The organism is Dactylosporangium maewongense, from assembly GCF_039531485.1.
Lineage (GTDB): Bacteria > Actinomycetota > Actinomycetes > Mycobacteriales > Micromonosporaceae > Dactylosporangium > Dactylosporangium maewongense.
This window is the reverse complement of record NZ_BAAAQD010000009.1, coordinates 281,238-303,808: the sequence shown is the minus strand read 5'-3', so window position 1 is coordinate 303,808 and position 22,571 is coordinate 281,238. Positions and strand designations below refer to the sequence as shown.

General features: G+C 72.6%; 24 protein-coding genes and 2 pseudogenes. 13 read left to right on the top strand and 13 right to left on the bottom strand.

Going from position 1 to position 22,571, the window contains the following annotated elements; all coding sequences use genetic code 11:
- Positions 1-71 precede the first annotated feature (71 nt).
- Complete coding sequence (locus tag ABD332_RS24015; protein WP_344504317.1) at positions 72-749, bottom strand: hypothetical protein; 678 nt, start codon at positions 747-749, stop codon at positions 72-74.
- 144 nt (positions 750-893) lie between these two features.
- Here ABD332_RS24015 and ABD332_RS24010 point away from each other — a divergent pair, with 144 nt between their 5' ends.
- Entirely contained in the window at positions 894-2,114 is a 1,221-nt protein-coding gene (locus ABD332_RS24010; RefSeq protein ID WP_344504316.1) for a sensor histidine kinase, read from the top strand.
- Positions 2,111-2,770, top strand: coding sequence for a response regulator (locus ABD332_RS24005; protein WP_344504315.1), 660 nt, complete (start codon positions 2,111-2,113; stop codon positions 2,768-2,770). Before ABD332_RS24010 ends, ABD332_RS24005 begins: the two co-directional genes overlap by 4 nt.
- Here the strand turns inward: ABD332_RS24005 and ABD332_RS24000 are convergent.
- The 4 genes from ABD332_RS24000 to ABD332_RS23985 all read right to left on the bottom strand — a co-directional run bounded on the left by ABD332_RS24000 (position 2,765) and on the right by ABD332_RS23985 (position 7,057).
- The gene (locus ABD332_RS24000; RefSeq protein ID WP_344504314.1) at positions 2,765-3,439 is read right to left on the bottom strand and encodes a response regulator; all 675 of its coding nucleotides are present in this window, start codon (positions 3,437-3,439) and stop codon (positions 2,765-2,767) included. The genes ABD332_RS24005 and ABD332_RS24000 overlap by 6 nt on opposite strands.
- Positions 3,436-4,761 carry a sensor histidine kinase gene (locus tag ABD332_RS23995; protein ID WP_344504313.1) on the bottom strand — a complete coding sequence of 442 codons (1,326 nt, stop codon included), beginning with the start codon at positions 4,759-4,761 and terminating at the stop codon, positions 3,436-3,438. The genes ABD332_RS24000 and ABD332_RS23995 overlap by 4 nt, the downstream gene beginning before the upstream one ends.
- A gap of 620 nt (positions 4,762-5,381) precedes the next feature.
- Positions 5,382-6,164 (bottom strand): ABC transporter permease subunit, encoded by a 783-nt coding sequence (locus ABD332_RS23990; protein ID WP_344504312.1) that lies wholly within the window; start codon positions 6,162-6,164, stop codon positions 5,382-5,384.
- Positions 6,161-7,057, bottom strand: a complete 897-nt coding sequence (locus ABD332_RS23985; RefSeq protein WP_344504311.1) for an ABC transporter ATP-binding protein — start codon at positions 7,055-7,057, stop codon at positions 6,161-6,163. The genes ABD332_RS23990 and ABD332_RS23985 overlap by 4 nt, the downstream gene beginning before the upstream one ends.
- 169 nt (positions 7,058-7,226) lie before the next feature.
- On the opposite strand from ABD332_RS23985, the gene ABD332_RS23980 reads away from it, so the two are divergent.
- The 3 genes from ABD332_RS23980 to ABD332_RS23970 all read left to right on the top strand — a co-directional run bounded on the left by ABD332_RS23980 (position 7,227) and on the right by ABD332_RS23970 (position 9,793).
- Positions 7,227-8,138 (top strand): NAD(P)/FAD-dependent oxidoreductase, encoded by a 912-nt coding sequence (locus ABD332_RS23980; RefSeq protein ID WP_344504310.1) that lies wholly within the window; start codon positions 7,227-7,229, stop codon positions 8,136-8,138.
- 117 nt (positions 8,139-8,255) lie between these two features.
- Complete coding sequence (locus ABD332_RS23975; protein WP_344504309.1) at positions 8,256-9,224, top strand: DNA polymerase domain-containing protein; 969 nt, start codon at positions 8,256-8,258, stop codon at positions 9,222-9,224.
- Positions 9,224-9,793: a GrpB family protein gene (locus tag ABD332_RS23970; RefSeq protein WP_344504308.1), complete on the top strand. Its 570-nt coding sequence runs from the start codon at positions 9,224-9,226 to the stop codon at positions 9,791-9,793. The genes ABD332_RS23975 and ABD332_RS23970 overlap by 1 nt, the downstream gene beginning before the upstream one ends.
- Positions 9,794-9,992: 199 nt before the next feature.
- Here ABD332_RS23970 and ABD332_RS60090 read toward each other — a convergent pair.
- The 3 genes and pseudogenes from ABD332_RS60090 to ABD332_RS23960 all read right to left on the bottom strand — a co-directional run.
- Positions 9,993-10,127: pseudogene (locus tag ABD332_RS60090) on the bottom strand (ATP-dependent DNA ligase); the annotation flags it as partial.
- A gap of 112 nt (positions 10,128-10,239) precedes the next feature.
- Positions 10,240-10,668, bottom strand: a complete 429-nt coding sequence (locus ABD332_RS23965; protein ID WP_344504307.1) for a VOC family protein — start codon at positions 10,666-10,668, stop codon at positions 10,240-10,242.
- A gap of 20 nt (positions 10,669-10,688) precedes the next feature.
- Positions 10,689-11,123 (bottom strand): helix-turn-helix domain-containing protein, encoded by a 435-nt coding sequence (locus ABD332_RS23960; RefSeq protein WP_344504306.1) that lies wholly within the window; start codon positions 11,121-11,123, stop codon positions 10,689-10,691.
- A 145-nt stretch (positions 11,124-11,268) separates the two neighbouring features.
- Here ABD332_RS23960 and ABD332_RS23955 point away from each other — a divergent pair, with 145 nt between their 5' ends.
- The gene (locus tag ABD332_RS23955) at positions 11,269-12,153 is read left to right on the top strand and encodes a polysaccharide deacetylase family protein (RefSeq protein WP_344504305.1); all 885 of its coding nucleotides are present in this window, start codon (positions 11,269-11,271) and stop codon (positions 12,151-12,153) included.
- On the opposite strand, the gene ABD332_RS23950 is transcribed toward ABD332_RS23955, so the two are convergent.
- The 3 genes from ABD332_RS23950 to ABD332_RS23940 all read right to left on the bottom strand — a co-directional run bounded on the left by ABD332_RS23950 (position 12,134) and on the right by ABD332_RS23940 (position 13,555).
- Positions 12,134-12,643: a metallophosphoesterase family protein gene (locus ABD332_RS23950; protein WP_344504304.1), complete on the bottom strand. Its 510-nt coding sequence runs from the start codon at positions 12,641-12,643 to the stop codon at positions 12,134-12,136. The genes ABD332_RS23955 and ABD332_RS23950 overlap by 20 nt on opposite strands.
- A 65-nt stretch (positions 12,644-12,708) precedes the next feature.
- The gene (locus ABD332_RS23945; protein WP_344504303.1) at positions 12,709-13,107 is read right to left on the bottom strand and encodes an RDD family protein; all 399 of its coding nucleotides are present in this window, start codon (positions 13,105-13,107) and stop codon (positions 12,709-12,711) included.
- A gap of 46 nt (positions 13,108-13,153) precedes the next feature.
- The gene (locus ABD332_RS23940; protein ID WP_344504302.1) at positions 13,154-13,555 is read right to left on the bottom strand and encodes a DUF2752 domain-containing protein; all 402 of its coding nucleotides are present in this window, start codon (positions 13,553-13,555) and stop codon (positions 13,154-13,156) included.
- A 306-nt stretch (positions 13,556-13,861) separates the two neighbouring features.
- Here ABD332_RS23940 and ABD332_RS23935 point away from each other — a divergent pair, with 306 nt between their 5' ends.
- The 4 genes from ABD332_RS23935 to ABD332_RS23920 all read left to right on the top strand — a co-directional run bounded on the left by ABD332_RS23935 (position 13,862) and on the right by ABD332_RS23920 (position 17,887).
- Positions 13,862-14,755 (top strand): ABC transporter ATP-binding protein, encoded by an 894-nt coding sequence (locus ABD332_RS23935; RefSeq protein WP_344504301.1) that lies wholly within the window; start codon positions 13,862-13,864, stop codon positions 14,753-14,755.
- Positions 14,752-15,474: an ABC transporter permease gene (locus ABD332_RS23930; RefSeq protein ID WP_344504300.1), complete on the top strand. Its 723-nt coding sequence runs from the start codon at positions 14,752-14,754 to the stop codon at positions 15,472-15,474. The genes ABD332_RS23935 and ABD332_RS23930 overlap by 4 nt, the downstream gene beginning before the upstream one ends.
- A 21-nt stretch (positions 15,475-15,495) precedes the next feature.
- Positions 15,496-16,677 (top strand): sensor histidine kinase, encoded by a 1,182-nt coding sequence (locus ABD332_RS23925; protein WP_344504299.1) that lies wholly within the window; start codon positions 15,496-15,498, stop codon positions 16,675-16,677.
- A 274-nt stretch (positions 16,678-16,951) separates the two neighbouring features.
- Positions 16,952-17,887 carry an aminoglycoside phosphotransferase family protein gene (locus tag ABD332_RS23920; protein ID WP_344504298.1) on the top strand — a complete coding sequence of 312 codons (936 nt, stop codon included), beginning with the start codon at positions 16,952-16,954 and terminating at the stop codon, positions 17,885-17,887.
- Between the two features lie 74 nt (positions 17,888-17,961).
- Here the strand turns inward: ABD332_RS23920 and ABD332_RS23915 are convergent, their stop codons facing one another.
- On the bottom strand, positions 17,962-19,083 hold the full coding sequence (locus ABD332_RS23915; protein WP_344504297.1) for an FAD-dependent monooxygenase: 1,122 nt from the start codon (positions 19,081-19,083) through the stop codon (positions 17,962-17,964).
- A gap of 74 nt (positions 19,084-19,157) precedes the next feature.
- Here ABD332_RS23915 and ABD332_RS23910 point away from each other — a divergent pair, with 74 nt between their 5' ends.
- Together ABD332_RS23910 and ABD332_RS23905 are read left to right on the top strand one after the other, a co-directional pair.
- Positions 19,158-19,766 carry a TetR/AcrR family transcriptional regulator gene (locus ABD332_RS23910; protein WP_344504296.1) on the top strand — a complete coding sequence of 203 codons (609 nt, stop codon included), beginning with the start codon at positions 19,158-19,160 and terminating at the stop codon, positions 19,764-19,766.
- Between the two features lie 547 nt (positions 19,767-20,313).
- Positions 20,314-20,499 carry an antitoxin gene (locus ABD332_RS23905; protein ID WP_344504295.1) on the top strand — a complete coding sequence of 62 codons (186 nt, stop codon included), beginning with the start codon at positions 20,314-20,316 and terminating at the stop codon, positions 20,497-20,499.
- 7 nt (positions 20,500-20,506) lie between these two features.
- Here ABD332_RS23905 and ABD332_RS23900 read toward each other — a convergent pair whose 3' ends face one another.
- Positions 20,507-21,013 carry a DUF1360 domain-containing protein gene (locus ABD332_RS23900; protein ID WP_344504294.1) on the bottom strand — a complete coding sequence of 169 codons (507 nt, stop codon included), beginning with the start codon at positions 21,011-21,013 and terminating at the stop codon, positions 20,507-20,509.
- Between the two features lie 140 nt (positions 21,014-21,153).
- Between ABD332_RS23900 and ABD332_RS23895 the strand changes: the two are divergent.
- Positions 21,154-22,515: pseudogene (locus ABD332_RS23895) on the top strand (DEAD/DEAH box helicase); the annotation flags it as partial.
- Positions 22,516-22,571: the final 56 nt, after the last annotated feature.

Here is a 22,571-nt window from a genome sequence, read left to right as displayed (position 1 = left end):
CGGGCGGCTCCGGCGCTGTACGCCGTCGCGTGGCCCACCGGTCGTGAGGTCCGTCTCTATGCGACTTTTCTTTATGCGGCGCGGACCGGCTCCGGTGCGGTGATCCTGGCCCGCTCGATGACCCGCAGGCCGGCGAACGCCATCACCGCCAGCATCGGCAGGGTCCCTACCGCCGGGAGGATAGGCGTGTCGTACGGCATGAGCAGCAGCCCGGCGTAACCCAGGACGATCCCGGCGAGGGACCACCAGCCGATCACACCGGCCCGGGCCAGCCCGACGAACGTCAGCAGCAGCGCCAGCGACACCAGCGGGCCGGGGCTGAACGCCAGCTGCTGCGCGGGGTGCGCCAGCACCTTGTCCGACAGCGCCACCGCCTGCTCGACCGGCAGGTTCCGGCCGATCTCCATGTGGAACCAGTCCGACAGCAGCGCCCCGGACATCTCGGTCAGGAACAGCGCCCCGAGCAGCGCCCCGACGAGCGTCATGACGCTGCCGCGGCGGCCCCGCACAAGCAGCGGCAGCGCCAGCATCCCGACGCCCATCAGCAGGTTGCCGTAGTGCAGCAGCAGCGCCGACAGCTGCGTCTGGAACGGGTCGGCGGCCAACGACTGCAGGTAGGAGGCCTTGTCGTCGCCGGTGCTCGGCGGGGACGTGGCAAGGCCGGCGAAGAAGAGGACAGCGCCGGCGATCAGCGACGTGCCGGCGGCGTATGGAAGGACCCGGTGGGCCGTGGTTGCGTGTTCGTTCATGCCGCAAACGCTATGGTCCGACCCTCCCCACGGTCTGCTGTCCGGCGTCTCGACCCGCGTCCGCCGCGCGACGGACACGGCACCGTCAACCTGTCCGCCGCACGGCCGACCCGGGGCCCTGAACTGCGGCAATAGGATCAACCCATGCACCGCACGCTCGCGCGCCGGGCCGCCCTCCTCCCCTGGGCCGCCGCCGTCACCCTCGCGGTCATCGGCGTCGCCGAGATCCTCCTCGACAGCGCGTTCTCCGCCGCGCCGGCCGTGCCCGCCGCCGCGCTCGCCACCGTCGTCGCCGGCACCGCCCTCGCCGGCCGGTTCCCGATCGCCGGCTCCGCCATCGTCGCCGCCGCGTTCCCGGTCGCGGTCGCCGGCGGGCTCAACGGCCCCACCGGCGCCGCCGTCCTCGGGTTCTTCCTCGCCCCCGGCTGGGCCGGCTACCAGCGGGCGGCCTCCTGGCCACCAGATACTTCGCGGCCGTCCCGGTTCTGGTCGGCCGGCTCCTGGCTCGCGCCGCTCGCCGCGCAGCTCATGGCGAGCCTCGGCACGTGGATCGCCGGCCGCGCCGCCGGATCCACGGTCGGCGGGCTCGCCGCCATGGCCTGGGAGAACCTGTTCTTCGGCCTGCTGTGCTGGGGCGCCTGGGGCGTCGGCCTGCTCGCCCGCCGGCTACAGGACCGCGCCGAACTCCTCGCCCGGCTCACCACCGCCCTCGACGCCGAACGCGACGCCCGCGAGCACGCGATCGTCGCCGAGGAACGGCAACGGATCGCCCGCGACATGCACGACGCCGTCGCCCACTCGATCAGCGTCATGGTCCTGCAGCTCGGCGCCGTCCGCGCCACCCTCCCGGCCGGCACACCACAGGCGGAGATGCTGCAGGGCGTCGAACGACTCGGCCGCGAATCCGTCCGCGAGCTGCACACCCTCGTCGGCATCCTCCGCGACACACCCGACCTGCTCGTCGCCCAGCCGTCCATCGCCCGCGCCGAGGAACTGGTCGCGGAGCTGCGCGCCGCCGGGCTGCCCGTCGAGCTGACCGTCGACGGCGACCTCACCGGCGTCCCCCGCGCCCAGGACATCTCCGCCTACCGGGTCCTGCAGGAGGCGCTGACCAACGTCCTGCGCCACGCCGGCACCGCCGCGACCAGCGTCCACCTGCACCGGGCAACGGACCGCCTGACCCTCACCGTCGACAACGTCCTACCCCCCACCGCCCCCGCCCCCACCCCCGCCTTGGACGGCGGCGGGCACGGGCTCATCGGGATGCGCGAACGGATCGCCGTCTTCTCCGGCACCCTCACCGCCGGCGCGCGACCCGGCGGGTTCACCGTCCGGGCGTCGTTCCCCCTCGGTACCGCGTCATGATCCGCGTCGTGGTCGTCGACGACGAAGCGATGATCCGCGCCGGGCTGCGCATGCTCCTGGACCACCAGCCCGACATCGAGGTCGTCGGCGAGGCCGCCGACGGGGTCCGCGCCCTCGACGAGGTCCGCCGCACCAACCCCGACGTCGTCCTCCTCGACGTCCGCATGCCCCACGGCGACGGCATCGAGGCCGCCGGCCACATCCTCGCCGCCGGCCCGACCAAGGTGATCATCCTGACCACCTTCGACGACGACGAGGCCGTCCGCCGGGCGCTGCGACTCGGGGTCAGCGGCTTCCTGCTCAAGGTCGCCCCACCCGAGCAGCTCGTCCACGCCGTCCGGACCGTCGCCGCCGGCCACGCGCTGCTCGACCCCGCCGTGACGCTGCGGGTCATCACCTCCTACGCCGCCTCCCCCGTCGCCGACCCACGCGCCGCCGCGCAGCTCGCCACGCTCACCGAACGGGAGGTCGACGTGCTGCGGCTCGTCGCCCGCGGCCGCTCCAACGCGGAGATCGCCGCATCGCTGTTCCTCGGCGAGGCGACCGTGAAGACGTACGTCTCCCGCATGCTCACCAAGCTCGACCTCCGCGACCGCGTCCAGGCCGTGGCGTTCGCCTACGAAAGCGGCCTGATCCGCCCCGGCGCCGCCTCATGACCCACCCCGGCGCACCACCCCCGCCTCGTACGCGAACACGACGATCTGCACGCGATCCCGCAGCCCCAGCTTCATCAGCAGCCGTCCCACATGGGTCTTCACCGTCGCCTCCGACAGCGACAGGACCGCCGCGACCTCCAGGTTGGACCGGCCCCGGGCCACCTCGACAAGCACCTCCCGCTCCCGGACGGTCAACCCCTCCAGCAGCCGCTCCGCCTCCGACACCCCGGCCGCCGGGTCCGGCAGATGCCCCGCGAACGCGTCGATCAACCGCCGCGTCACCCGCGGCGCGACGACCGCGTCCCCCGCCGCGACCGACCGGATCGCCCCCGTCAGGTCCGCCGGCTGCACGTCCTTGAGCAGGAACCCGCTGGCACCCGCCCGCAACGCCGCCCACACGTACTCGTCCAGGTCGAACGTCGTCAGCACCAGAATCCGCGCCGCCGACCCCGACCCCACGATGCCACGGGTCGCCTCAATCCCATCCGCCACCGGCATCCGCACGTCCATGAGCACCACGTCAGGCACGAGCGCCGCGGCCATCGCCACCGCCTGCACGCCGTCCCCCGCCTCCCCGACCACGTCCATGTCCGGCTGCGTCGACAGGATCATCCTGAACCCGAGCCGCAGCAACGGCTGGTCGTCCACCAGCAGCACCCTGATGCTCACGCCCCGCCACCCCTTCCCCCACGCACCGCCGCGCCGCTTGTCGTGCCGCTCGCCGGGCCGCTGCTTGCCGGGGCATCGCTTGCCGGGTCGCCGTGGAGGGTCGCGCGGACAGACCAGCCCGGGGCGTCCGTGCGTGGACCGGCCGCGAACCGGCCTCCGTACGCCGCCGCTCTCGCCGCCATTCCGGTCATGCCCCTGCCACCAGCCTGCCCACCGCCCTGCGGGGCGCTCGTGCCGTCGTCGGTGACCTCGAGCTCGACGCGGTCGCCGGTGTACCGCACCCGCACCCCCGACCGGCTCGAAGCACCCGCGTGCTTGAGCACGTTGGTGAGTGCCTCCTGGACGATCCGGTACACCGCGAGCTCCACGCCGGGCCCCAGCCGACCCGGTACGCCCTCGGTGGTGACCTCAACGTGGAGCCCCGCCGCCCGTACACCGGCGATGAGGGCATCCAGATCCGCCAACCCCGGCTGCGGGCTCGCCGCCACATCACCGGCACCACCCGCGCCCGCGGACACGGCGGCCCGGGTGTCCTCGTGCAGCAGCCCAAGGACGCGACGCATCTCCCCGAGCGCCTGCCGCCCGGTGCCCGCCACGTGCTGCATCGCCGTCACCGCCTCGCCCGGCGACGACGCCGCCGTCAACGTCGCCGCGTCCGCGAGCGTGACCATCACCGACAGGTGGTGCGCCACGATGTCGTGCATGTCCCGCGCGATCCTGGCCCGCTCCGCGGCGACGGCGATCTCGGCCCGCTGGTCACGGTCGCGTTCGAGGCGCCGGGCCCGATCCTCCAGCTCGGCCAGGTACGCCCGCCGGGTCCGCACCACCAACCCCAGCAGCACCACCGCGGTCAACCCGAACGTCACGAACCCCACCGCCGTCCACCGCGGCCCGGCCGAGAACGACGCCGTGAGCGCCAGTGACCCGACCACCACGACCACCGGCACGAGCCGCCGCAGCGCCGCGTGCCGCGCAACGGTGTACACCCCGATGGCGATCACCGCCTCCGGATGCAGCCCTTCGACCCTGACCCCGACGACCACCAGCCCGAGGACCGCGAGCCCGAGCACCGCCCAGCACACCAGGACCGGCGCCGCCCGCCTCCAGACCAGCAGCAGATGAACGGCCACGTAGAACGCCACCCCGGCCGCCCCGGCCCCGGCGAGCGCCCGGTCCGCGTTGAGCAGCCCGACCCCGGCGGCAAGCGCACCGTCGACCCAGCGCGGGCGCCGCACCACGAACCCCCGCACCACACCGAACCACCGCGCCCCCACCCCCGCCGCGCCCCTGTCCCGCACCACCGGCGGCTCCCGTTCCACCATCCGATCCCCCTCCCCGGACCTCATCGTTCCGCCCCAGCACCCGCACCGACGCCCCGGCCGAGAGCCAGCGACTGACGCAGACCCACGATCGTCCCGTCCCACCCGGTACCGCCGCCCCCGTCCGCACCGACGAGGCGCACGACCAGAATCGCCCCGCCGCCCCGCAACTGCCGACCCTGCCAACCAACGGTGTCCCGGCCCGAACGGTCCCGCCGCACCTCGCCCCCGCCCCCGCCCCGACAGAGCAACGACGGCACGACCGACACCGCTCCCCCGCTCATCGCCCGGCCCAGCCACGCAACGACGACACCATCAGGACCGCCGCTCCTACCAGGCCGCGGCCGAGCGAGAACGACACGACCAGGACCACTCCGCTCACGCCCGGCCCGGACATCTCCGTGACCACCTTGGCGAGCGCCGCCCCGCCGACGCCGGCCGAGAATCAGCGGGGCACGACGGGGACCGCCGCGCCCCGCTGGTCCCCGGCCACGCGCAGCGATGAGGCGCGACCAGCACTGCTCCGCCCCGCTCACTGCCCGGCTCGGCGGGCGAAGGGTGGCGTGGCTCGGACCGCGTCGCGCCGCTGGGCGCGGCCGGGCCGTAGCGGCGTGCGGGTGGGGTCAGGCGTCCCTGCGTCGCAGGACGAGGGTGCCGGCGAGCAGTAACAGCGCGACCCAGCCTGCCAGGACCAGGGCCGACACGGCCGGGGAGAAGGTCTTGAACGGGTTTCCGGAGCCGTCGACGCTATACATGGCCTGGGCGGCGACCGTCGGCACGAAGCGCATGACGTCGTCGGCGCGGTCGGCGGGCAGCGCGGCGCCGAGCAGCGCCGGGCCGACGAACATGGCGGCGACGAGTGCGGTGATCGCACCGGCGGAGTGGCGCAGCAGCGTGCCGACGCCGAGGCCGAGCAGGCCGGTGAGGACGAGACCCGCCGCGGCGCCCGCGACCGCCCGCGGCACCTGCGGGTCGCCGAGCGACGCGCCGTCGGCGCCCAGGAACGCCTGGCACACCAGGAACGACCCTAGGCACACCACCGTCATCAGCGGCACCGTGAGCGTCGCCTGGGCGACGGCCTTCGCGCAGACGACGGGCCAGCGGCGCGGGACCGCGGTCAGGGTGGAGCGGATGGACCCGGTGCCGTATTCACCGGTCATCTGCAGGACGCCGAACACGCCGACGACGAGCACGACGAAGTCGACGGGCAGGAAACCGGCGCTGACGGCCCGGGCCACGTCGGGTGCACCGCCGCCACCGAGGACGGAACGGTGCACGCCATAGCCGACCGCGCCGGCGAGGCCGACGGTGACGACGGCCATGACGCCGAGGGTGAGCCAGGTCGAGCGCAGCGACAGCAGCTTGCTCCACTCGGAGCGCAGCACGCGCGGAAACGTGAGCCTCATCGGTATTCGACCTCCGATCCGGTGAGCTCCATGTAGGCCTCCTCCAGGGACGCACGGCGCGGGGTGAGCTCGTGCAGGGCGATGCCGGCGGCGCGCGCGACGTCACCGATGTGCTCGGCGGTGGCGGCGGTGACGTGCAGCAGGCCGGGCTCGACGCCGGTGACGACGGCACCGGTGGCGGTCAGGGCGTCGCGCAGCGCCGTGGCGTCGGGCGAGCGGACCACGACCGTGCCGACCGCGACCCGGGCGATCAGCTCGGCGACGGTGGTGTCCGCGAGGAGCCGGCCCCGGCCGACGATGACGAGGTGCTCGGCGGTGACCGCCATCTCGCACATCAGGTGGCTGGACACCAGCACCGTACGCCCCTCCGCGGCGAGGTCCTTCAACAGGTTGCGGATCCACAGGACTCCGTCGGGGTCCAGCCCGTTGACCGGCTCGTCGAGGATGATGACGGCGGGGTCGCCGAGCAGCGCCGCGGCCATGCCGAGCCGCTGCCCCATGCCGAGGGAGAACCCGCCGGCGCGCCGGTGCGCCACGGACTCCAGGCCGACCAGCCCGAGGACCTCTTCGACGCGGGTGGCCGGGATGCCGTGGGTGTGCGCGAGCGCCAGCAGGTGCGCGCGGGCCGACCGTCCCTTGTGGACGGATCGGGCGTCGAGCAGGACGCCCGCCTGCCGCAGCGGGTCGGGATGGGCCCGGTACGGACGGCCGTTGACCGTAGCGGTGCCCGACGTCGGGTGGTCCAGCCCGACGATCATGCGCATGGTGGTGGACTTGCCTGCACCGTTGGGCCCGAGGAACCCGGTGACCTGCCCGGGCTTCACGGCGAACGACAGTGCATCGACGGCGACGGTGCCGCCGTAGCGTTTGCTCAATGCCTGCGCCTCGATCATGCCCCGACGCTACGACCGGTCACGGACCCGCGACGACAGTCTCAGGTAGCGAACCGAACCGCGATCTCTCGTCCTCAGGTAGGACCCGCGTCCTACCCGCAGACGAGCCGGCCTTGCTGTTTCAGCAAGCACCATTGCGGATCGCGCCAGGGCGACGGACGCTCGTTGCATGGACAACGACTACGACGTAGTGATCATCGGCGGCGGCGCGGCCGGCCTGAGCGCCGCGCTCACCCTGTCCCGGGCCCGCCGCCGGGTGCTGGTCATCGACGCCGGCGAACCCCGTAACGCCCCCGCCGGCCACGTGCACAACTACCTCGGCCGGGAGAGCACGCCGCCGGCGGAGCTGTTGTCGATCGGACGGGCCGAGGTTCACCAGTACGGTGGCGAAATCCGCGACGGCGTCGTCACCGCCGTCACCGGTGCGTCGCCGAAGTTCGCCGTCGAAACGGCGGACGGCCGGACCGTGTCGGCGCGGCGGATCCTCGCCACGACCGGCCTCGTCGACGAGCTGCCGGACATCCCGGGCCTCGCCGAGCACTGGGGCAGCCGGGTGCTGCACTGCCCGTACTGCCACGGCTGGGAGGTCAGGGACCAGCCGGTCGCCGTCCTCGCCACCACCGGCATGGCGGCCCACCAGGCGCTGCTGTGGCGGCAGTGGACCCCGCAGGTCACGCTGCTGCGGCACACCGCCCCCGCCCCGACCCCGGACGAGGTCGCGCGGCTGGACCGGCGCGGGATCCGGATCGTCGAGGGCGAGGTCGTCTCGTACGGCGCGGACGGCGCCCACCTGGCGGACGGCACCATCGTGCCGGTCGAGGCCCTGGTTGCGATGGGACGGGTCACGGCACGCGCCGCGTTCCTCGAGCCGCTGGGACTGGCACCGGCCGCCTTCGAGGCGCACGGCGTGCCGCTGGGCACGCACCTCCCCTCCGGTCCCGCCGGAACCACCAGCGTCCCCGGGGTCTACCTGGCGGGCAACGTCACCGAACCGATGGCCACGGTCATCGCCTCGGCCGCCGCCGGTGTCAGCACCGCCGGTCTGATCAACATGGATCTGGTACTGGAGGACGCGGCGTGATCCGCGCTCGTTGAGGGTCTGCCCCGGCTGCGACTGGCGGCCGGGGTCACGTCGCGTTATGCTTCCTAGGACACTAGGTTCCAGTGTCTGGCATCGGACGGGGGTTACGGTGTGGCGGTGACCGCTGCGAATGAGGAGCGCGACGGCGTCGCGCTGACGAACCTCGACCAGACCCTGTTCGACGAGGCGGGAGCGACCAAGCGCGACCTGGTCGACTACCTCGACGCCGTCCGTTCGCAGATCATCCCGGCGCTGACGGGGCGTCCGCTGTCGGTGGTGCGGGTGCTGCGCGGCCAGGCGCCCTTCATGCAGAAGAACCTGCCGAAGTACACGCCCGACTGGGTGCCCCGGGTGACCGTCTGGGCCGAGTCGTCCAAGCGCAACGTCACCTACGGGCTGTGCGAGGACCGGCGGACCCTGCTGTGGTTCGCCAACCAGCGCTCCATCGAGTTCCACCCGCTGCTGTCGAAGGCACCCGACTTCGCGCACACCACCCACATGATCCTCGACCTGGACCCGCCGACGCCGGACGCGTTCGGGCTCGCGGTCGGCGCGGCCAGGCTGATCCGGGCCGTGCTCACCGACCTCGGCATGGACAGCGTGGTGAAGACGAGCGGCGCCAAGGGCCTGCACGTGTTCGTGCCCATCGACGCCCACGCGCCGATGGAGGACATCGCCGCCGCCACCCGCGCGGTCGCCGCCCGCGCCGCCCGGCTCGACCCGTCCCTCGCCACGACCGCCTTCATCCGCGAGGACCGCGAGGGCAAGGTCTTCCTCGACCCGACGAGGGTCGGCGGCGCGACGGTCGCCGCCGCGTACAGTCCACGGCTGCGCCCTGGCACGCCGGTCTCCTTCCCGGTCGCCTGGGACGACCTCGACGACGTCTCGCCGGCCGACTTCACCGTCCACACCGTGCCCGCCCTCCTCGCCGGCGCCGACCCGTGGGCCGAGCGGATGCCATCCCCGCAACGACTCGACGCCGCCCTGATCGAGGAAGGCCACACGATCCCCGTGCCACGTGTACAGGCGATGCACGAAGGAAAACGCCGCGCCAAGGCCAAACGCGAAGCCACAGTGGAGCCCTGATGCCGATCATCGTCGATGCGCCGCGCGAGGACTGGGCCGCCCAGGGCCTCGCGCTCGCCGCCCGCCTCCTGCACGACCTGGCCCCGCACGCCGCCGCCGTCGAGCACATCGGCAGCACGTCGATCCCGGGCATGCCCGCCAAGCCGATCCTCGACCTGCAGGTCAGCGTGGCCGACCTCGACGCGCCGCTGGACGCCCCGCTGCAGGCCCTGGGCCTGTCCCGCATGCCGTTTGAGCGCGACCACGTGCCCGCCGGCCTGACCGACGACCCGGCCCGATGGACCAAGCGGATGTGGTCCGGCCCCGGCATCAACCTGCACGTCCGGCGCACCGGCTCCCCGAACGAACGCCTGGCCCTGCTCTTCCGCGACTGGTTCCGCGCCCACCCCGCCGCCGTCCCGGCCTATGGCGCCTTCAAGTCCGCCCTCGCCGACGCCCTCTCCGGCATCCCCGACGACCTCGGCATCTACAGCGACGTCAAGGACCCGGTCGTCGACCTCGTCATCGTCGCAGCGGAGGAGTGGGCCGCCGCCACCGGCTGGTCAGCGCACAACACCCACCAGCCATGAGCTCAGCCCCGCACGCCTGAGCCATCTCCCTCTGCGCACCCATGCCCACCAGCCAACCCGACCCGACGCCACCCGCGCACCGCTGCCATCCGCACACCGCTGCCGTCGCACACCGCTGCCGTCGCGCATCGCAGAGCCGTGCTCGCCGCCTGCGGAACCGGCCACTTCGAGCGTCAGGTCGGGGCGGGCTGGCTGGAGCCGGGCGTGCACTCGGCAGGTTCTTCTGCATGAAGGGCGGCCGGCCCCGCAGCACCCGCACCACCGACAGCGGCCGCCCCGTCAGCGCCAGGCTGATCTGCGAACGGACGGCGTCGAGGTCGTCGACCAGGTCGCGATGACCGTCGCGCCGGGCAGACCGGTTGTCGAGCGTGTCGTCAGCAACCCTCCACGTACATTGCGGGACTCGAGGCGAAGGTCAGGGGCTCACCCTGGCGGGCTGGTGTCCGTCAGCTGAAGTCTGACGGTGTGAAGGCGCGGGGCTCGACTAAGACCAGCCAGTTGCCGGTGATGTCGCGCATGACGGCCTCCACGCCATACGGGCGGTCGGAGGGCTCCTGCAGGAACGTGACCCCCTTCGCGGACAGCTCCTCGAACGTCTTGTGGCAGTCGTCGACACGGAGGCCGAGCGCGCCCATCTGACCCTTCTCCAGCTGGCGGCGGACGAATGCGGCGGCCTCCTCGTCGAGCGGCGGGCCGGGGAGCATGAGGGTCACCTCCAGCTCCGGCTGGCTCGGGTGGCCGATCGTCAGCCAGCGGTAACCTTCACCCAACGTGACGTCGGTGCGGACCTCGAAACCGAGCACATCGACGTAAAAGTCGCGGGCTTTGTCCTGGTCGAGGCAGTACAGCGTGACAAGCGAAACGTTCGAGATCATGCGGACAACGTTACTGACCGTCAGCTTCGGGGTGCTTCTCCAGAATTGCGCGTCAGCACGCCGTTCATGAACAGGAAGCATCCCGGGACGTGGGGATTGCCGAGCGCCGCCCAGCGGTCCCGATAGGCGGTCGGGCTCTCGCCCACGATCGCGGTGAACTTGGACGAGAACGAGCCGAGGCTGCTGAAGCCGACCAGCATGCAGATCTCGGTGACGGTCAGGTTGGCGGAGCGCAGCAGGTCCTGGGCGCGCTCGATCCGGCGGCGGGTCAGGTAACGCATGGGCGTCTCGCCATACGCCGACTCGAAGCTGCGCACGAAGTGGTACTTGGAGACGCACGCGACAGCGGCGACGGCGTCGAGGTCGAGGGGCTCGCGATAGTGCCGGTCGAGATGGTCCCGGGCACGGCGTAGATGCGGTAGGAGCTGCACGGGCACCACCCTGGCGGTCGTCATGCCAGCACCATAACGGCAGTATCGAGTCCCATGACCCTACGTATTCACATGCCTCCGTTCCGCTAGAGGGGATGTGAATCATGCCCGGATTCGGCTACGTTGGCCGGGCAACGCGTTTTGCCGTTTGTTGTAAGGAGCGTTCAACGTGCCCCGACGCAGGTCCGTGGTCACGCTGCTGATCGCCTCGATGCTCGCCCTCACGGCGTGCGGGTCGGACAAGAAGCAGGACCACCAGGCCGCCCGGCCCGCCACCGGCGCCCCTTCCGCGACGGCGTCCGCGGACCCCTCCCCGACGGCCGACGTGTCGCCGTCGGCGGGCCCGTCCGCCTCGAAGTCACCGGCCGGGAAGCCGTCGCCGAAGGCGAGCGCGTCGACGGTGAAGGGGCCCGAGGGCACGTTCGTGATCCGCCCGCCGGGCTCCGGTCACGGCGCCGCCGGCTCGCAGAGCCGCACCGGGACGACCGCGGTCGCGTTGACGTTCGACGACGGGCCCGACCCGGTGAACACCCCGAAGATCCTCGACCTGCTGCGGGACAACGGCGTCAAGGCCACGTTCTGCCTGGTCGGCTTCCGCGCCCGGGACAACCCGGCGCTGGTGCGGCGGATCGCCGACGAGGGGCACACCCTGTGCAACCACTCGTGGCAGCACCTGACCAATCTCGCGAAGAAGGACCCCGGCTACATCGACTGGGACCTCAAGCGCACCAACGAGGCCATCCACGCCGCCGCCCCCGGCGCCCCGATCAAGTACTTCCGCGCGCCCGGCGGCAACTTCACCCCCGGCCTGATCGCGAAGGCGAAGGACCTCGGGATGGCGTCGATCTACTGGGACGTCGACCCCGCGGACTGGAACCACACGAAGGACTCCGATGACGCCGCCCACATCAGGCGGGTCATCGCCGACGTGAAGCAGCACGTCCGGCAGGGCTCGATCGTGCTGTCCCACGACAACAAGCAGCCCGACACGATCATCGCGTACCAGACGCTGCTGCCGTTCCTGAAGCAGTACTTCACGCTCGAGGCGCTCTGAGCACCTGGTGCAGCACCGTGTCGACGAGCGCCCCGCCGGTCACGGTCGCGGTCATGTAGGTGGCGTACGGCTGGCGCCTGCGGTCCGTCGGTGAGCCCGGGTTGAGCAGTCGCAGGCCGGCGGGTGTGACGGTGTCCCACGGGATGTGCGAGTGGCCGAAGACGAGCAGGTCCCGGCCCGGGAAGCGGGCGTCGCAGCGCTGCTCGCGGCCGGTCGCCGGGCCGGTCTCGTGCACGACGGCGACCCGGAGCCCGTCGAGGTCGACGTCGGCGACCTCGGGCAGCCTGGCCCGCAGCGCCGGGCCGTCGTTGTTGCCGTACACACCGATCAGCCGCGCGCACCGGGCCTCGAACCGGTCCAGGAACGGCTCGTCGACCCAGTCACCGGCGTGGATGACGACGTCGGCGGCCTCGACCGCCGCCCACAGCTGGGCCGGCAGGTCACGCGCCCGCTGCGGTACATGGGTGTCGGCGACCAGCACGAGCCTCATCACGCCGACGCTACCGGGCGCATGAAAAAGCACCCCGGAGGTCCGGGGTGCTTCCCATGGCGGACTTACGCCTTGGTGACGACCGTGCCGACGATCTTGTCGCCCAGCGTCTGCTTCTTGGCGTCCCAGAGCGGGAAGAGCCAGCCGATGTAGCAGATGATGCTGTCGACGACGTGGGCGATGTCCCGCAGGAACGCCATGCCCGCGCCGATCGGCTGGCCGGTCTGCTCCTTGACCAGGTACAGGCCCAGCGCCTTCTTGCCGAGGCTCTGGCCCTTGCCGCCGAGGATCCAGCGGTTGTACACGATGTAGCCGAAGCCGAGCAGCGAGAACACGAAGTAGATCGGGCCGAGCGTGCCGTCGTCGTTGCGGCCGACGCCGGCGCCGATGCCGAACAGGAGCCAGGCGGGGATGTAGTCGACGATGAAGGCGCCGACCCGCACGGGCCACGTTGCGAGGTTCATGGAACTCCTTGGACGAGAAAGTGGGGGTACTGCAACAACTTCCGGCTCAGGAGAACCCGAGCCGGTGCAACTGGAAGGCCCAGCTCATGGCTGCCGCCACGAGCATGACCCAGCCCATGCGCGATCGGGCCCTGCCGGACCACGGCACCGGGGCGCCGACCACGCCGACCTGGCGCAGCAGCAGCAGCGGTACCGTCACGGCGGTCACCGCCGCGACGCCCAGGATGGCCGGATTCGCCGCCGCCGAGGCCACGACGTGTCCGTGCACCAGCTCGACCGCGGCGGTGGTCAGACCGCAGGCCGGGCACGGGACGCCGGTGAAGGTGCGCAGCAGACACGGCGCACCGAGACCGGTGGATGTCGTGAACATCGGCCAGAACGCCGCGGCCACCGCGATACCGGCGCCGAGGGCGCCGATACGTTCGGGGACGGACAGCTGCTTGCGCACGTGACCTGCTCGATCGACGGTGTGGGACCGCGATCGTATGGCACGGGATCAGGCCCTCACCACCCCGTTAGCTCATCCGAACGACCGACATCTACGTCGAAGGTGGCTACATGAGTCGTCAGATATCGGTACACAAGCGGATGAAACGGGCGAGGACGCAATGATAACGATACGAAATATTTGCCCGATGGACGCGTGTCAGGGTCCTCGGGTGATCCGGCATGCACCCCGGCATGACATCCGTCATGGGGTCGCGGGTGACGCCGGACAGATCCGCCGGGGTGGATGCCCGGCGATGCTTCTGGCATGACGAACGCAGCAGTCCAGTTGACCGGCCTCACGAAACGGTTTGGTGCCCTCACCGCCGTGGACGGGCTGGACCTCACGATCCGACGCGGCGAGGTCGTCGCGCTCCTCGGCCCGAACGGTGCGGGCAAGTCCACGACGATCGACATGCTGCTCGGCCTCCTGCGCCCCGACGAGGGCACGGTCCTGCTCGACGGGCAGTCCCCGGCGAAGGCGATCGCGAAGGGCACCGTCGGCGCGCTGCTGCAGAGCGGCGGCCTGCTGCCGGACCTCACCGCGGGCGAGACGGTGCGCCTCACCGCCGCCCTGCAGCAGCGGTCGCGTCCGGTGCCGGAGGTCCTCGAACGCGCGGGGGTCGCCGAGTTCGCCAACCAGCGCGTCGGCGGCCTCTCCGGCGGGCAGCAGCAGCGCATCCGCTTCGCGATGGCCCTCGTCGCCGACCCCGACCTGCTGGTCCTCGACGAGCCGACGACCGGCATGGACGTCGAGACCCGTCGCGGGTTCTGGACGACGATGCGGCAGGAGACAGCACAGGGGCGCACGGTGCTCTTCGCGACCCACTACCTCGACGAGGCCGACGCCTACGCCGACCGCATCGTGCTCCTGCGCTCCGGCCAGGTCATCGCCGACGGCACCGCCGCCCAGATCAAGGCGGCCGTGACCGGACGGACGATCCGCGCCACCCTCCCCGGCGCCGACCTCGTCGGCCTCGCCGCCCTGCCGGGCGTCGACCGGGTCGAGACCCGCGGCGACGTCGTCATGCTGCACTGCGACGACTCCGACACCGCCCTGCGGTCCCTGCTCAACTCCACCGACGCGCGCGACGTCGAAGTCACCGCGCGCAACCTCGAAGACGCCTTCATCGCCCTCACCGCCGCCGGGAGCAGCAAGTGAACACGACCTACCTCCGCATGGAGATCGTCCGTCTCGTCCGTAACAAGCGCGTCGTCATCTTCTCGATGCTCATGCCGGCCCTGCTCCTGCTCATCATCGGCGGCGTCTCCGTCGGCGGCGACGCCGACGCCAAGAAGTACGTCATGGTCAGCATGGCCCTCTTCGGCGCCATGACGGCCGCCCTCACCAGCGGCAGCACCATCGCCGTCGAGCGCGGCCTCGGCTGGAACCGCACCCTGCGCCTCACGCCCCTGTCCCCCGGCGGGTACGTCGCCAACAAGGTCATCGTCGCGCTGCTCGTCGCCATCCCACCGGCCCTCGTCACGTTCCTCGTCGGCGCCCTGGGCCTGCACATCAGGCTCACCGCGACCGAGTGGGTGCTGTGCTTCGTCGGCGCCTGGCTGTCCGCGCTGCCCTTCGCCGCGCTCGGCGTCGTCATCGGCTACCTCGCGAAGCCCGACGGCGTCCAGCAGGTCACCGCGCTGCTCAACCTGACCCTCGCCGCATTCGGCGGGCTCTGGGTGCCAGTCTCGCTCATGCCGGGCTTCATGCAGCAGATCGCGAAGCTGACCCCCTCCTACTGGACCGGGCAGGTCGCCCGCAGCCCGCTCGACCACGGCCACATCGACGTCCAGGCCATCCTCGTCCTCGGCGGCTGGACGCTCGTGCTGGCGCTCGTCGCGCTGCGCCGGTTCCGCGTCGACACCGCCCGCGCCTGAGTCGTCGGTACCGTGTCCGTCATGAGTGACCCAACCAGCCGCCGGTCCGCACCCAGGTTCTTCTGGCTGTGGGCCGCGGTCTGGCTGTTCTACATGGCAGGCCCCATCGGCGACGCCTGGCGCCGCCCGGAGGTCTGGGAGCGCGTCGCCGGCCTCACCGCGGCGCTCGCCTTCTGCGTGCTCTACCTGATGTCGTTCGTCGCCGCCCGCGCCGCGATGCGACGCACCGGCGCCCCCATGGTCCTTCCCTCCGCGGCGTGGCGGCTCGGGGTCATGATCGCCCTCACCGCGGCGCTCACGCTCATCGTCGGCGAATCGGGCCTCACGGCGCTGGTCTACGTCGGCGTCATGGCCGTGTTCTCGCTCGGCCCGCGCCTCGCCTGGACCGTCGTCCTCAGCGCCGCCGCGTGCGCCGCCGCCCTGCCGAAGCTCGTGCCCGGCTGGGACGGCGGCATCGACCTCACCTTCGCCGTCCTGGTCGCCGCCCTCGCCGTCTGGGGCGTCACCCGCGTCGTGCAGCGCAACGCCCAGCTCGCCGAGGCCCGCGAGGAGATCACCCAGCTGGCCGTCGCCGCCGAACGCAACCGCTTCGCCCGCGACCTGCACGACCTCCTCGGCCACTCCCTCACCGTCGTCTCCGTGAAGAGCGAGCTCGCCGCCCGGCTGGTCCGCATCGCCCCCGACCGCGCGGAGGCCGAGCTCACCGACATCCAACGCCTCGTCCGCGAGGCCCTCGTCGACGTGCGCGCCGCCGTCTCCGGCTACCGCGAGATGTCCCTGGCCACGGAGCTCGCCTCGGCGCGCAGCGCCCTGGACGCCGCCGGCATCGAGGCCGAGGTGCCGCTCACCGCCGAGGCCGCCGACCCTGCCCGGCAGCAGCTCTTCGCCTGGGTCGTCCGCGAGGGCGTCACCAACGTCATCCGTCACAGCGACGCGAAACACTGCTGGATCCGCCTGGAGCACAACGCCGTCGAGATCAGCGACGACGGCCGCGGCCCCACCACCCGCCCGTCCGCCGCGTCGGCGTCCGCGACGGACGCCTCCACCCGGGCCGCTGCCACCCGGGACCCGGCCGGCCACGCAGACCTCGATTCGCCGGGCCACGGCCTCGCCGGCCTCCGCGAACGCGTCGACTCCGCCGGCGGCACCCTGACCATCGGCAACCGCGACGGCGGCGGGTTCGTCCTGCGAGCCACCACCTGACCGTGCCACCCCGCCAAGCGCCGGGCCCTCGTCACAGCGGCGCCGTATTGCGGTTGCCCGCGGCCCGGCCGGCGGGCAGGCTCCGACCGATGGAGGCACCTCCCGTCCCGAACGGATCGCAGCGGCCGGGCCGCGTCGACCGAGCAGCTCAGGCGGCCGGCACGGACGAACCGCCCGGAGCCGCGCCCGCTGCCGCGACACCGGCCGCGACCGACGCCGGTCGGCGACTGACGCCGGTGGTGCCAGGTGCGGACGGCACAGGAAGGACCGGACCGTGACGAGCACGGACAACAGGCCGCCGAGGTGGGTCGACGAGGCGTTGCCGGCGACGGTACGGGCGAAGGCGGAAGCTGCCGGGGCACACGCCTGGCTGCGACGGTTGCCCGAGCTCGTCGCCGACATCGAGGCGGACTGGGCCATCCGCGTCGGGCGGGTGTACACCGACGCCACCGAGGCCTTCGTCGCCGACGCCACCATGACCGACGGCACGCCCGCGGTCCTGAAGCTGATCGTGCCGCGGGCGGGCAACGCCGCGGCCAACGAGGTGACAGTGCTGCGGCTCGCGGGCGGCGACGGGTGCGCGCGGCTGCTGCGGCACGACGTCGCCCAGGACGCGCTGCTGCTGGAGAAGCTCGGACCGAGCCTCTTCGAGCTGGGGCTGCCGGTCACCACGCGCCACGAGATCCTCTGCGACGTCGCGAGCCAGGTGTGGCGGCCGGCGCCGGACGCCGGGCTGCCGACCGGGGCGGCGAAGGGCGCGTGGCTCACGACCTTCATCACCGGGGCGTGGGAGCGGCTGGACCGGCCCTGCGCCGAACGCACCGTCGCGCACGCACTCGCCTGCGCCGAGCGTCGCGTCGCTGCCCACGACGACGAACGGGCCGTCCTCGTCCACGGCGACGTCCACGAGTGGAACACGCTGCGCGCCCCCGACGGCTTCCGCCTCGTCGACCCTGACGGGTTGCTCGTCGAGGCGGAATACGACCTCGGTGTCATCATGCGCGAAGACCCGGTGGAGCTGATGGCGGCCGACCCCCGTGACCGCTCGCGCTGGCTCGCGGCCCGCACCGGCCTCGACGAGACGGCGATCTGGGAGTGGGGTGTCGTCGAACGCGTCTCGACGGGCCTCGTCCTGGTCCAGGTCGGCCTCCAGCCGCTGGCCGCCCAGATGCTCGCCGCCGCCGACACGATCGCCGCGATGCACACCTGACACCTCCAAGAGCAGTGGTGAGATCGTTCGGGCCGCAGCCTGGTGGGGTCGGCCTGCGGCCGCCCGTCGGTTGATCAGGCGTGCGAGAGCAGGACGCGGGCGGCGACGTTGCGGGCGGCGATGCCGAGCCGCGTCTTCGGGATCAGCATCGTCGCGGCGAGGCCGGCGGCGCGCTGCTTGGCGTCGGTGCGGGTGCGGTGAGCTGCCTCGTACGCCAAAAACGCCGACGCATGGTCGGACGGACTCGCCGCGAGCGCGGTCGCGAGGGTGTGCGCGCCGGCCATGGCGAGGCTCGAGCCGTCGCCGAACAGGGAGACACAGGACGCCGCGTCGCCGAGCAGCGTCACCCGCCCCTGTGACCAGGACGGCAGGCGGACCTGGCTGACGGAGTCGAAATAGAGGTCGGGTGTCGCCTGCAGCCTGGCGAGGAGCTCGGGGACCCGCCAGCCGGCGCCCGCATAGGCGTCCGTGACGATGCGCTTGTGCTGGGCGGTGTCGCGGTGGTCGAAGCCGTCGACCATCGGACCGCGGAAGATGAACGCGACCATCGCCCGGCCCGTGGACGGATGGATCGACACGAGCCTGCCGGGCGTGTTGTGCATCAGCACGTCGTGCGGATGGTCGGCCGGCTCGTCCAGCGGCATCGTCGCCACCCAGACGCCCATGTGCCGCACGAACTCGCGCTCGGGACCGAAGACGAGCCGGCGCACCGCGGAGTGCAGGCCGTCGGCGCCGACGAGGAGATCGAAGCGGCGCGGAGCCGCCTGCTCGAACGTGACGTCGACGCCGCTCGCGTCCTGCGACACCGACGTGATGGTGTCGTCCCACAGCAGCTCGGCGTCGCCGCGGGCGGCCTCCTGCAGGATCGCGGCGAGGGCGCCACGGGGAAGCTCGACCTCGCTGTTGCCCGCCGCGCTCTTGGAGCTCGGCATGGGGACGCGGCCGGCGGGACGGCCCTTGGCGTCGATGACGAGCATCGAGGTGGCGTGGGTGGCGGCGGCCCGCAGCTGGGGCATGATGCCCAGCTGCTCGGCCACGGGCAGCGCCGGGCCTCGCACGTCGACCGGATTGCCGCTGGAGCGCAGGCCGCTCGCGCGCTCGACGATCGTGGGCCGGAACCCGCCGCGGGCCAGGAAGTGGGCGAGTGTCGGGCCGGCCACGCCGGCGCCAGAGATGAGGACGGTGGGAGGAGTCATGCCACCACGATAGCTGCATCCAGTGCGGAATTGCAATGAGTGCGGGTCGGCAGTTGATGCGGTACGATGTCGGCATGAGCTTGCGTGACCGCAAACGCGCCCGAGTCCGGCAGTCCCTCGTCGACGCCGCGACCGAGCTGTTCGAGCGGGACGGTTACGAGCGCACGACCGTGGCCGACATCGCCGCAGCGGCGGACATCGGCACGCGCACGTTCTTCAGCTACTTCGCGAGCAAGGAGGAGCTGCTGTTCCCCGAGAGCGACCGCCGGGTCCAGGCGACGGTCGACGCGATAGCCGCCCGCGACCCGGAGGACACGCCGGTCGAGGTGCTGATCCGTGCTCTGTATCTGACCGGCGTCGACAGTGACGACCTGACCGACCGGCTGGCGGCGTTACGGCTGCGGCTGATCCGGGAGGTGCCGGCGGTGCGGGGGCGGGCGCTACAGATCCAGTTGGACGCCCAGCAGCAGATCGCGGCGCATCTGGCCGAGGCGTTCCCGGAGCAGCTGGACCGGGTCAGGGCGGGGGCGTTGGTCGGGGCCTTCGTCGGGGCGGTGACCGGGGCGGTGCAGGTGGCGATGGAGGACCTGCCGGCGCATCACGACCCGAAGGAGATGCGGGCGGCGGTGGAGGAGGCGACCGGCGTGGCGCTGCGGCCTTGGATGACGACGCGGCCTCACTAGGCGCCGATGGGGGTGTGGGCAACATCGTCGCCTCGCACGCCGCCGGGCCAGCACGCCGGGACAGCACGCCGACGCAGCACGTCGAGCCAGCACGCCGACGCAGCACGCCGGGCCAGCGCGTCGAGGCAGCGCGTCGGGCTAGCAGGTCGAGGCAGCACGCTGGGCCAGCGCGTCGAGCCAGCGCGTCGAGCCAGCGCGTCGGCGTGCTGGCAGGTCGAGGCAGCGCGCTGGGCCAGCACGTCGAGGCAGCACACCGAGGCCAGCACGTCGAGCTAGCAGGTCGAGGCAGCACCCCGGGCCAGCACCCCGGGCCAGCACCCCGGGCCAGCGCGTCGAGGCAGCGCGTCGAGGCAGCGCGTCGAGGCAGCGCGTCGAGGCAGCGCGTCGAGGCAGCGCGTCGAGGCAGCGCGTCGAGGCAGCGCGTCGAGGCAGCCGGGTGGAAGCGAACCGCGCCGGACGGGTGACCTGGGGAGGGCGGTCGGGCATGATCGTGGCACAGTGGCACGAGTACGGGAACAGCACGGAAAACGGACAAGGGGGACGAGCGATGAACAGCTTCTTCGACAGGGTGAAGGACCTCGCCGACCAGCACGACGACAAGGTTGACGCCGCGCTGGAGAAGGTGGGCGACATCGTCGACGACAAGACCGGCGGCAAGCACACGGAGCACATCGAGAAGGCCGTCGACGCCGCGCAGCAGCACACCGGGGGCGGGGACTCCACCAAGCAGTGAGCGGAGGTCAGCCGGCGGCCTTCTTCGCGGCGGAGTAGGCCAGGTGCAGGAAGTCGGCGCCGGCGATCGCGGACGCCACGGCCATGCCGAAGCGGGTCGCGCGGGGGGCGAACACGAGGCCGGCGCCGAGGCCTGACGCGACCCAGACCGCGGTGCAGAACGGGCAGGTCAGGAGCTCGCCGAGGGCGTGCTGGACGCCGTGGCCGCGGGGGGTCTCGTTGACCTCCGCGGAGCCCGCGGCGCTCTCGAACTGGGTGACGGGGGCGCGCAGCGGGCTGGTGACGGCGTCCTTGGTGATGAGCCGGGACAGCTTGTGGGTGGCGACGGCCAGCAGGGCCACGTCGGCCGGTGCGGGGCGCTCGGGGAGCCGCTTTCCCGTGAGTTTGGCAACACCGGCGGCCGTGGCGACGGCGGCGCCGAAGACGGCCATGACGGTGGCGTACCCCCGCAGCGGACGCTCATCGGGCGCCTTCCGCGCGTAGGTGGCCGCGGTCCGGACATCGATGTCTGCCATGGATTGGCAGCTACCCGGACCGTCCGAGCCGCAAACCAGGTGATCGTCTCGGGTACGATGGGTCCGCACCGTCGGCCCCCGCGCCGCGACCACCACTGTCAGCGCCGGGCAGGACGACCCCTCAGACGTTCGGAGACTTCATGGCGGTCCGCCGCCTCATCCCTGCATCCTCGTCGGCGACCTTCGCCGATCTCGGCGTCCCGGCACCGCTCGTCGCCGCGCTCGCCGCCAGCGGCGTGACCGAGCCGTTCCCGATCCAGACGGCCACGCTGCCGGACGCGATCGCCGGTCGTGACGTGCTCGGGCGGGGTCGCACCGGCTCCGGGAAGACGTATGCGTTCGTGCTGCCGGTGCTGATCCGGCTCGCCGCGAGCCGGGCACCGCGACGCCCCGGACGCCCCCGGGCGCTGGTGCTCGTGCCGACCAGAGAACTCGCGACGCAGGTCGAGGCCGCGATGGCCCCGCTCGCGCAGGCACTGTCGCTGCGCACGCAGGTCGTGTTCGGCGGGGTGGGGGCCAACCCGCAGATCGCCGCGTTGCGTGCCGGGGTCGACGTGCTCGTCGCCTGCCCCGGGCGGCTCGACGACCACGTGCGGTCCGGTCACGCGCGCCTCGACGACATCGAGGTCACCGTCCTGGACGAGGCCGACCACATGGCCGACCTGGGCTTCCTGCCGGTGGTCCGCCGGCTGCTGGACGCGACGCCCGCCGACGCGCAGCGCCTGCTGTTCTCGGCGACGCTCGACGCCGGCGTCGACGTGCTCGTCCGCCGCTACCTGAGCGACCCGGTCACGCACAGTGTCGACCCGGTGGCGGCGCCGCCGGTGGACATGACCCATCACGTGTTGCACCTGCGGGACGAGGACCGGTTCCCGGTGCTGGTCGAGCTGACCGCCGCGCCCGGGCGGACCGTGGTGTTCACGCGCACGAAGCGCGGCGCGAAGACCCTCGCGCGCAAGCTGGTCGCCGCGGGTGTGCCGGCCGTGGAGCTGCACGGCAACCTGGCGCAGAACGCCCGCGACCGGAACCTGACCGCGTTCTCCGACGGCAGCGCCCGCACGCTGGTCGCGACCGACATCGCCGCGCGGGGCATCCACGTCGACGACGTCGCGCTGGTCATCCACGCCGACCCGCCGGCGGAGCACAAGGCCTACCTGCACCGGTCGGGTCGCACGGCCCGGGCGGGTGCCAGCGGCACCGTGGTCACGCTGATGACCGACAAGCAGACCGGTGACGTGCGGCAGCTGGCCCGCGAGGCCGGGATCAAGCCGACGATCACCAGGCTGCGCCCCGGCGACTCGCTGCTGACCGAGCTGGCCCCGGGCGTGCGCACGTTCCACGAGCCGCCCGCCGAGCCGGTCACCGTCCCGCGGCAGCAGGGTCGCGCCAGGGCCGAGGACGGCACCGACACCCCGCGCACCGCGGGTCGCCGCCGTTCGGGTCGCCGCCGTGGAGCGGGCAGCGCGGCAGAAAGTGCCACAAGCCCAAGCGTCGCCGGTACGATCACAGCCCCCGCCTCCCCCACCCGCCGCGGCACCGCGCTCGCCGCGGAAGGCCC

Excerpts from the sequence above, each read along its gene's own strand:
- ABD332_RS24015 (WP_344504317.1), bottom strand. The coding sequence starts at position 749 with ATGAACGAACACGCAACCACGGCCCACCGGGTCCTTCCATACGCCGCC.
- ABD332_RS24010 (WP_344504316.1), top strand. The coding sequence starts at position 894 with ATGCACCGCACGCTCGCGCGCCGGGCCGCCCTCCTCCCCTGGGCCGCC.
- ABD332_RS24005 (WP_344504315.1), top strand. The coding sequence starts at position 2,111 with ATGATCCGCGTCGTGGTCGTCGACGACGAAGCGATGATCCGCGCCGGG.
- ABD332_RS23995 (WP_344504313.1), bottom strand. The coding sequence starts at position 4,761 with ATGGTGGAACGGGAGCCGCCGGTGGTGCGGGACAGGGGCGCGGCGGGG.
- ABD332_RS23990 (WP_344504312.1), bottom strand. The coding sequence starts at position 6,164 with ATGAGGCTCACGTTTCCGCGCGTGCTGCGCTCCGAGTGGAGCAAGCTG.
- ABD332_RS23985 (WP_344504311.1), bottom strand. The coding sequence starts at position 7,057 with ATGATCGAGGCGCAGGCATTGAGCAAACGCTACGGCGGCACCGTCGCC.
- ABD332_RS23980 (WP_344504310.1), top strand. The coding sequence starts at position 7,227 with ATGGACAACGACTACGACGTAGTGATCATCGGCGGCGGCGCGGCCGGC.
- ABD332_RS23970 (WP_344504308.1), top strand. The coding sequence starts at position 9,224 with ATGCCGATCATCGTCGATGCGCCGCGCGAGGACTGGGCCGCCCAGGGC.
- ABD332_RS23965 (WP_344504307.1), bottom strand. The coding sequence starts at position 10,668 with ATGATCTCGAACGTTTCGCTTGTCACGCTGTACTGCCTCGACCAGGAC.
- ABD332_RS23960 (WP_344504306.1), bottom strand. The coding sequence starts at position 11,123 with ATGACGACCGCCAGGGTGGTGCCCGTGCAGCTCCTACCGCATCTACGC.
- ABD332_RS23950 (WP_344504304.1), bottom strand. The coding sequence starts at position 12,643 with ATGAGGCTCGTGCTGGTCGCCGACACCCATGTACCGCAGCGGGCGCGT.
- ABD332_RS23945 (WP_344504303.1), bottom strand. The coding sequence starts at position 13,107 with ATGAACCTCGCAACGTGGCCCGTGCGGGTCGGCGCCTTCATCGTCGAC.
- ABD332_RS23935 (WP_344504301.1), top strand. The coding sequence starts at position 13,862 with ATGACGAACGCAGCAGTCCAGTTGACCGGCCTCACGAAACGGTTTGGT.
- ABD332_RS23925 (WP_344504299.1), top strand. The coding sequence starts at position 15,496 with ATGAGTGACCCAACCAGCCGCCGGTCCGCACCCAGGTTCTTCTGGCTG.
- ABD332_RS23915 (WP_344504297.1), bottom strand. The coding sequence starts at position 19,083 with ATGACTCCTCCCACCGTCCTCATCTCTGGCGCCGGCGTGGCCGGCCCG.
- ABD332_RS23910 (WP_344504296.1), top strand. The coding sequence starts at position 19,158 with ATGAGCTTGCGTGACCGCAAACGCGCCCGAGTCCGGCAGTCCCTCGTC.
- ABD332_RS23905 (WP_344504295.1), top strand. The coding sequence starts at position 20,314 with ATGAACAGCTTCTTCGACAGGGTGAAGGACCTCGCCGACCAGCACGAC.
- ABD332_RS23900 (WP_344504294.1), bottom strand. The coding sequence starts at position 21,013 with ATGGCAGACATCGATGTCCGGACCGCGGCCACCTACGCGCGGAAGGCG.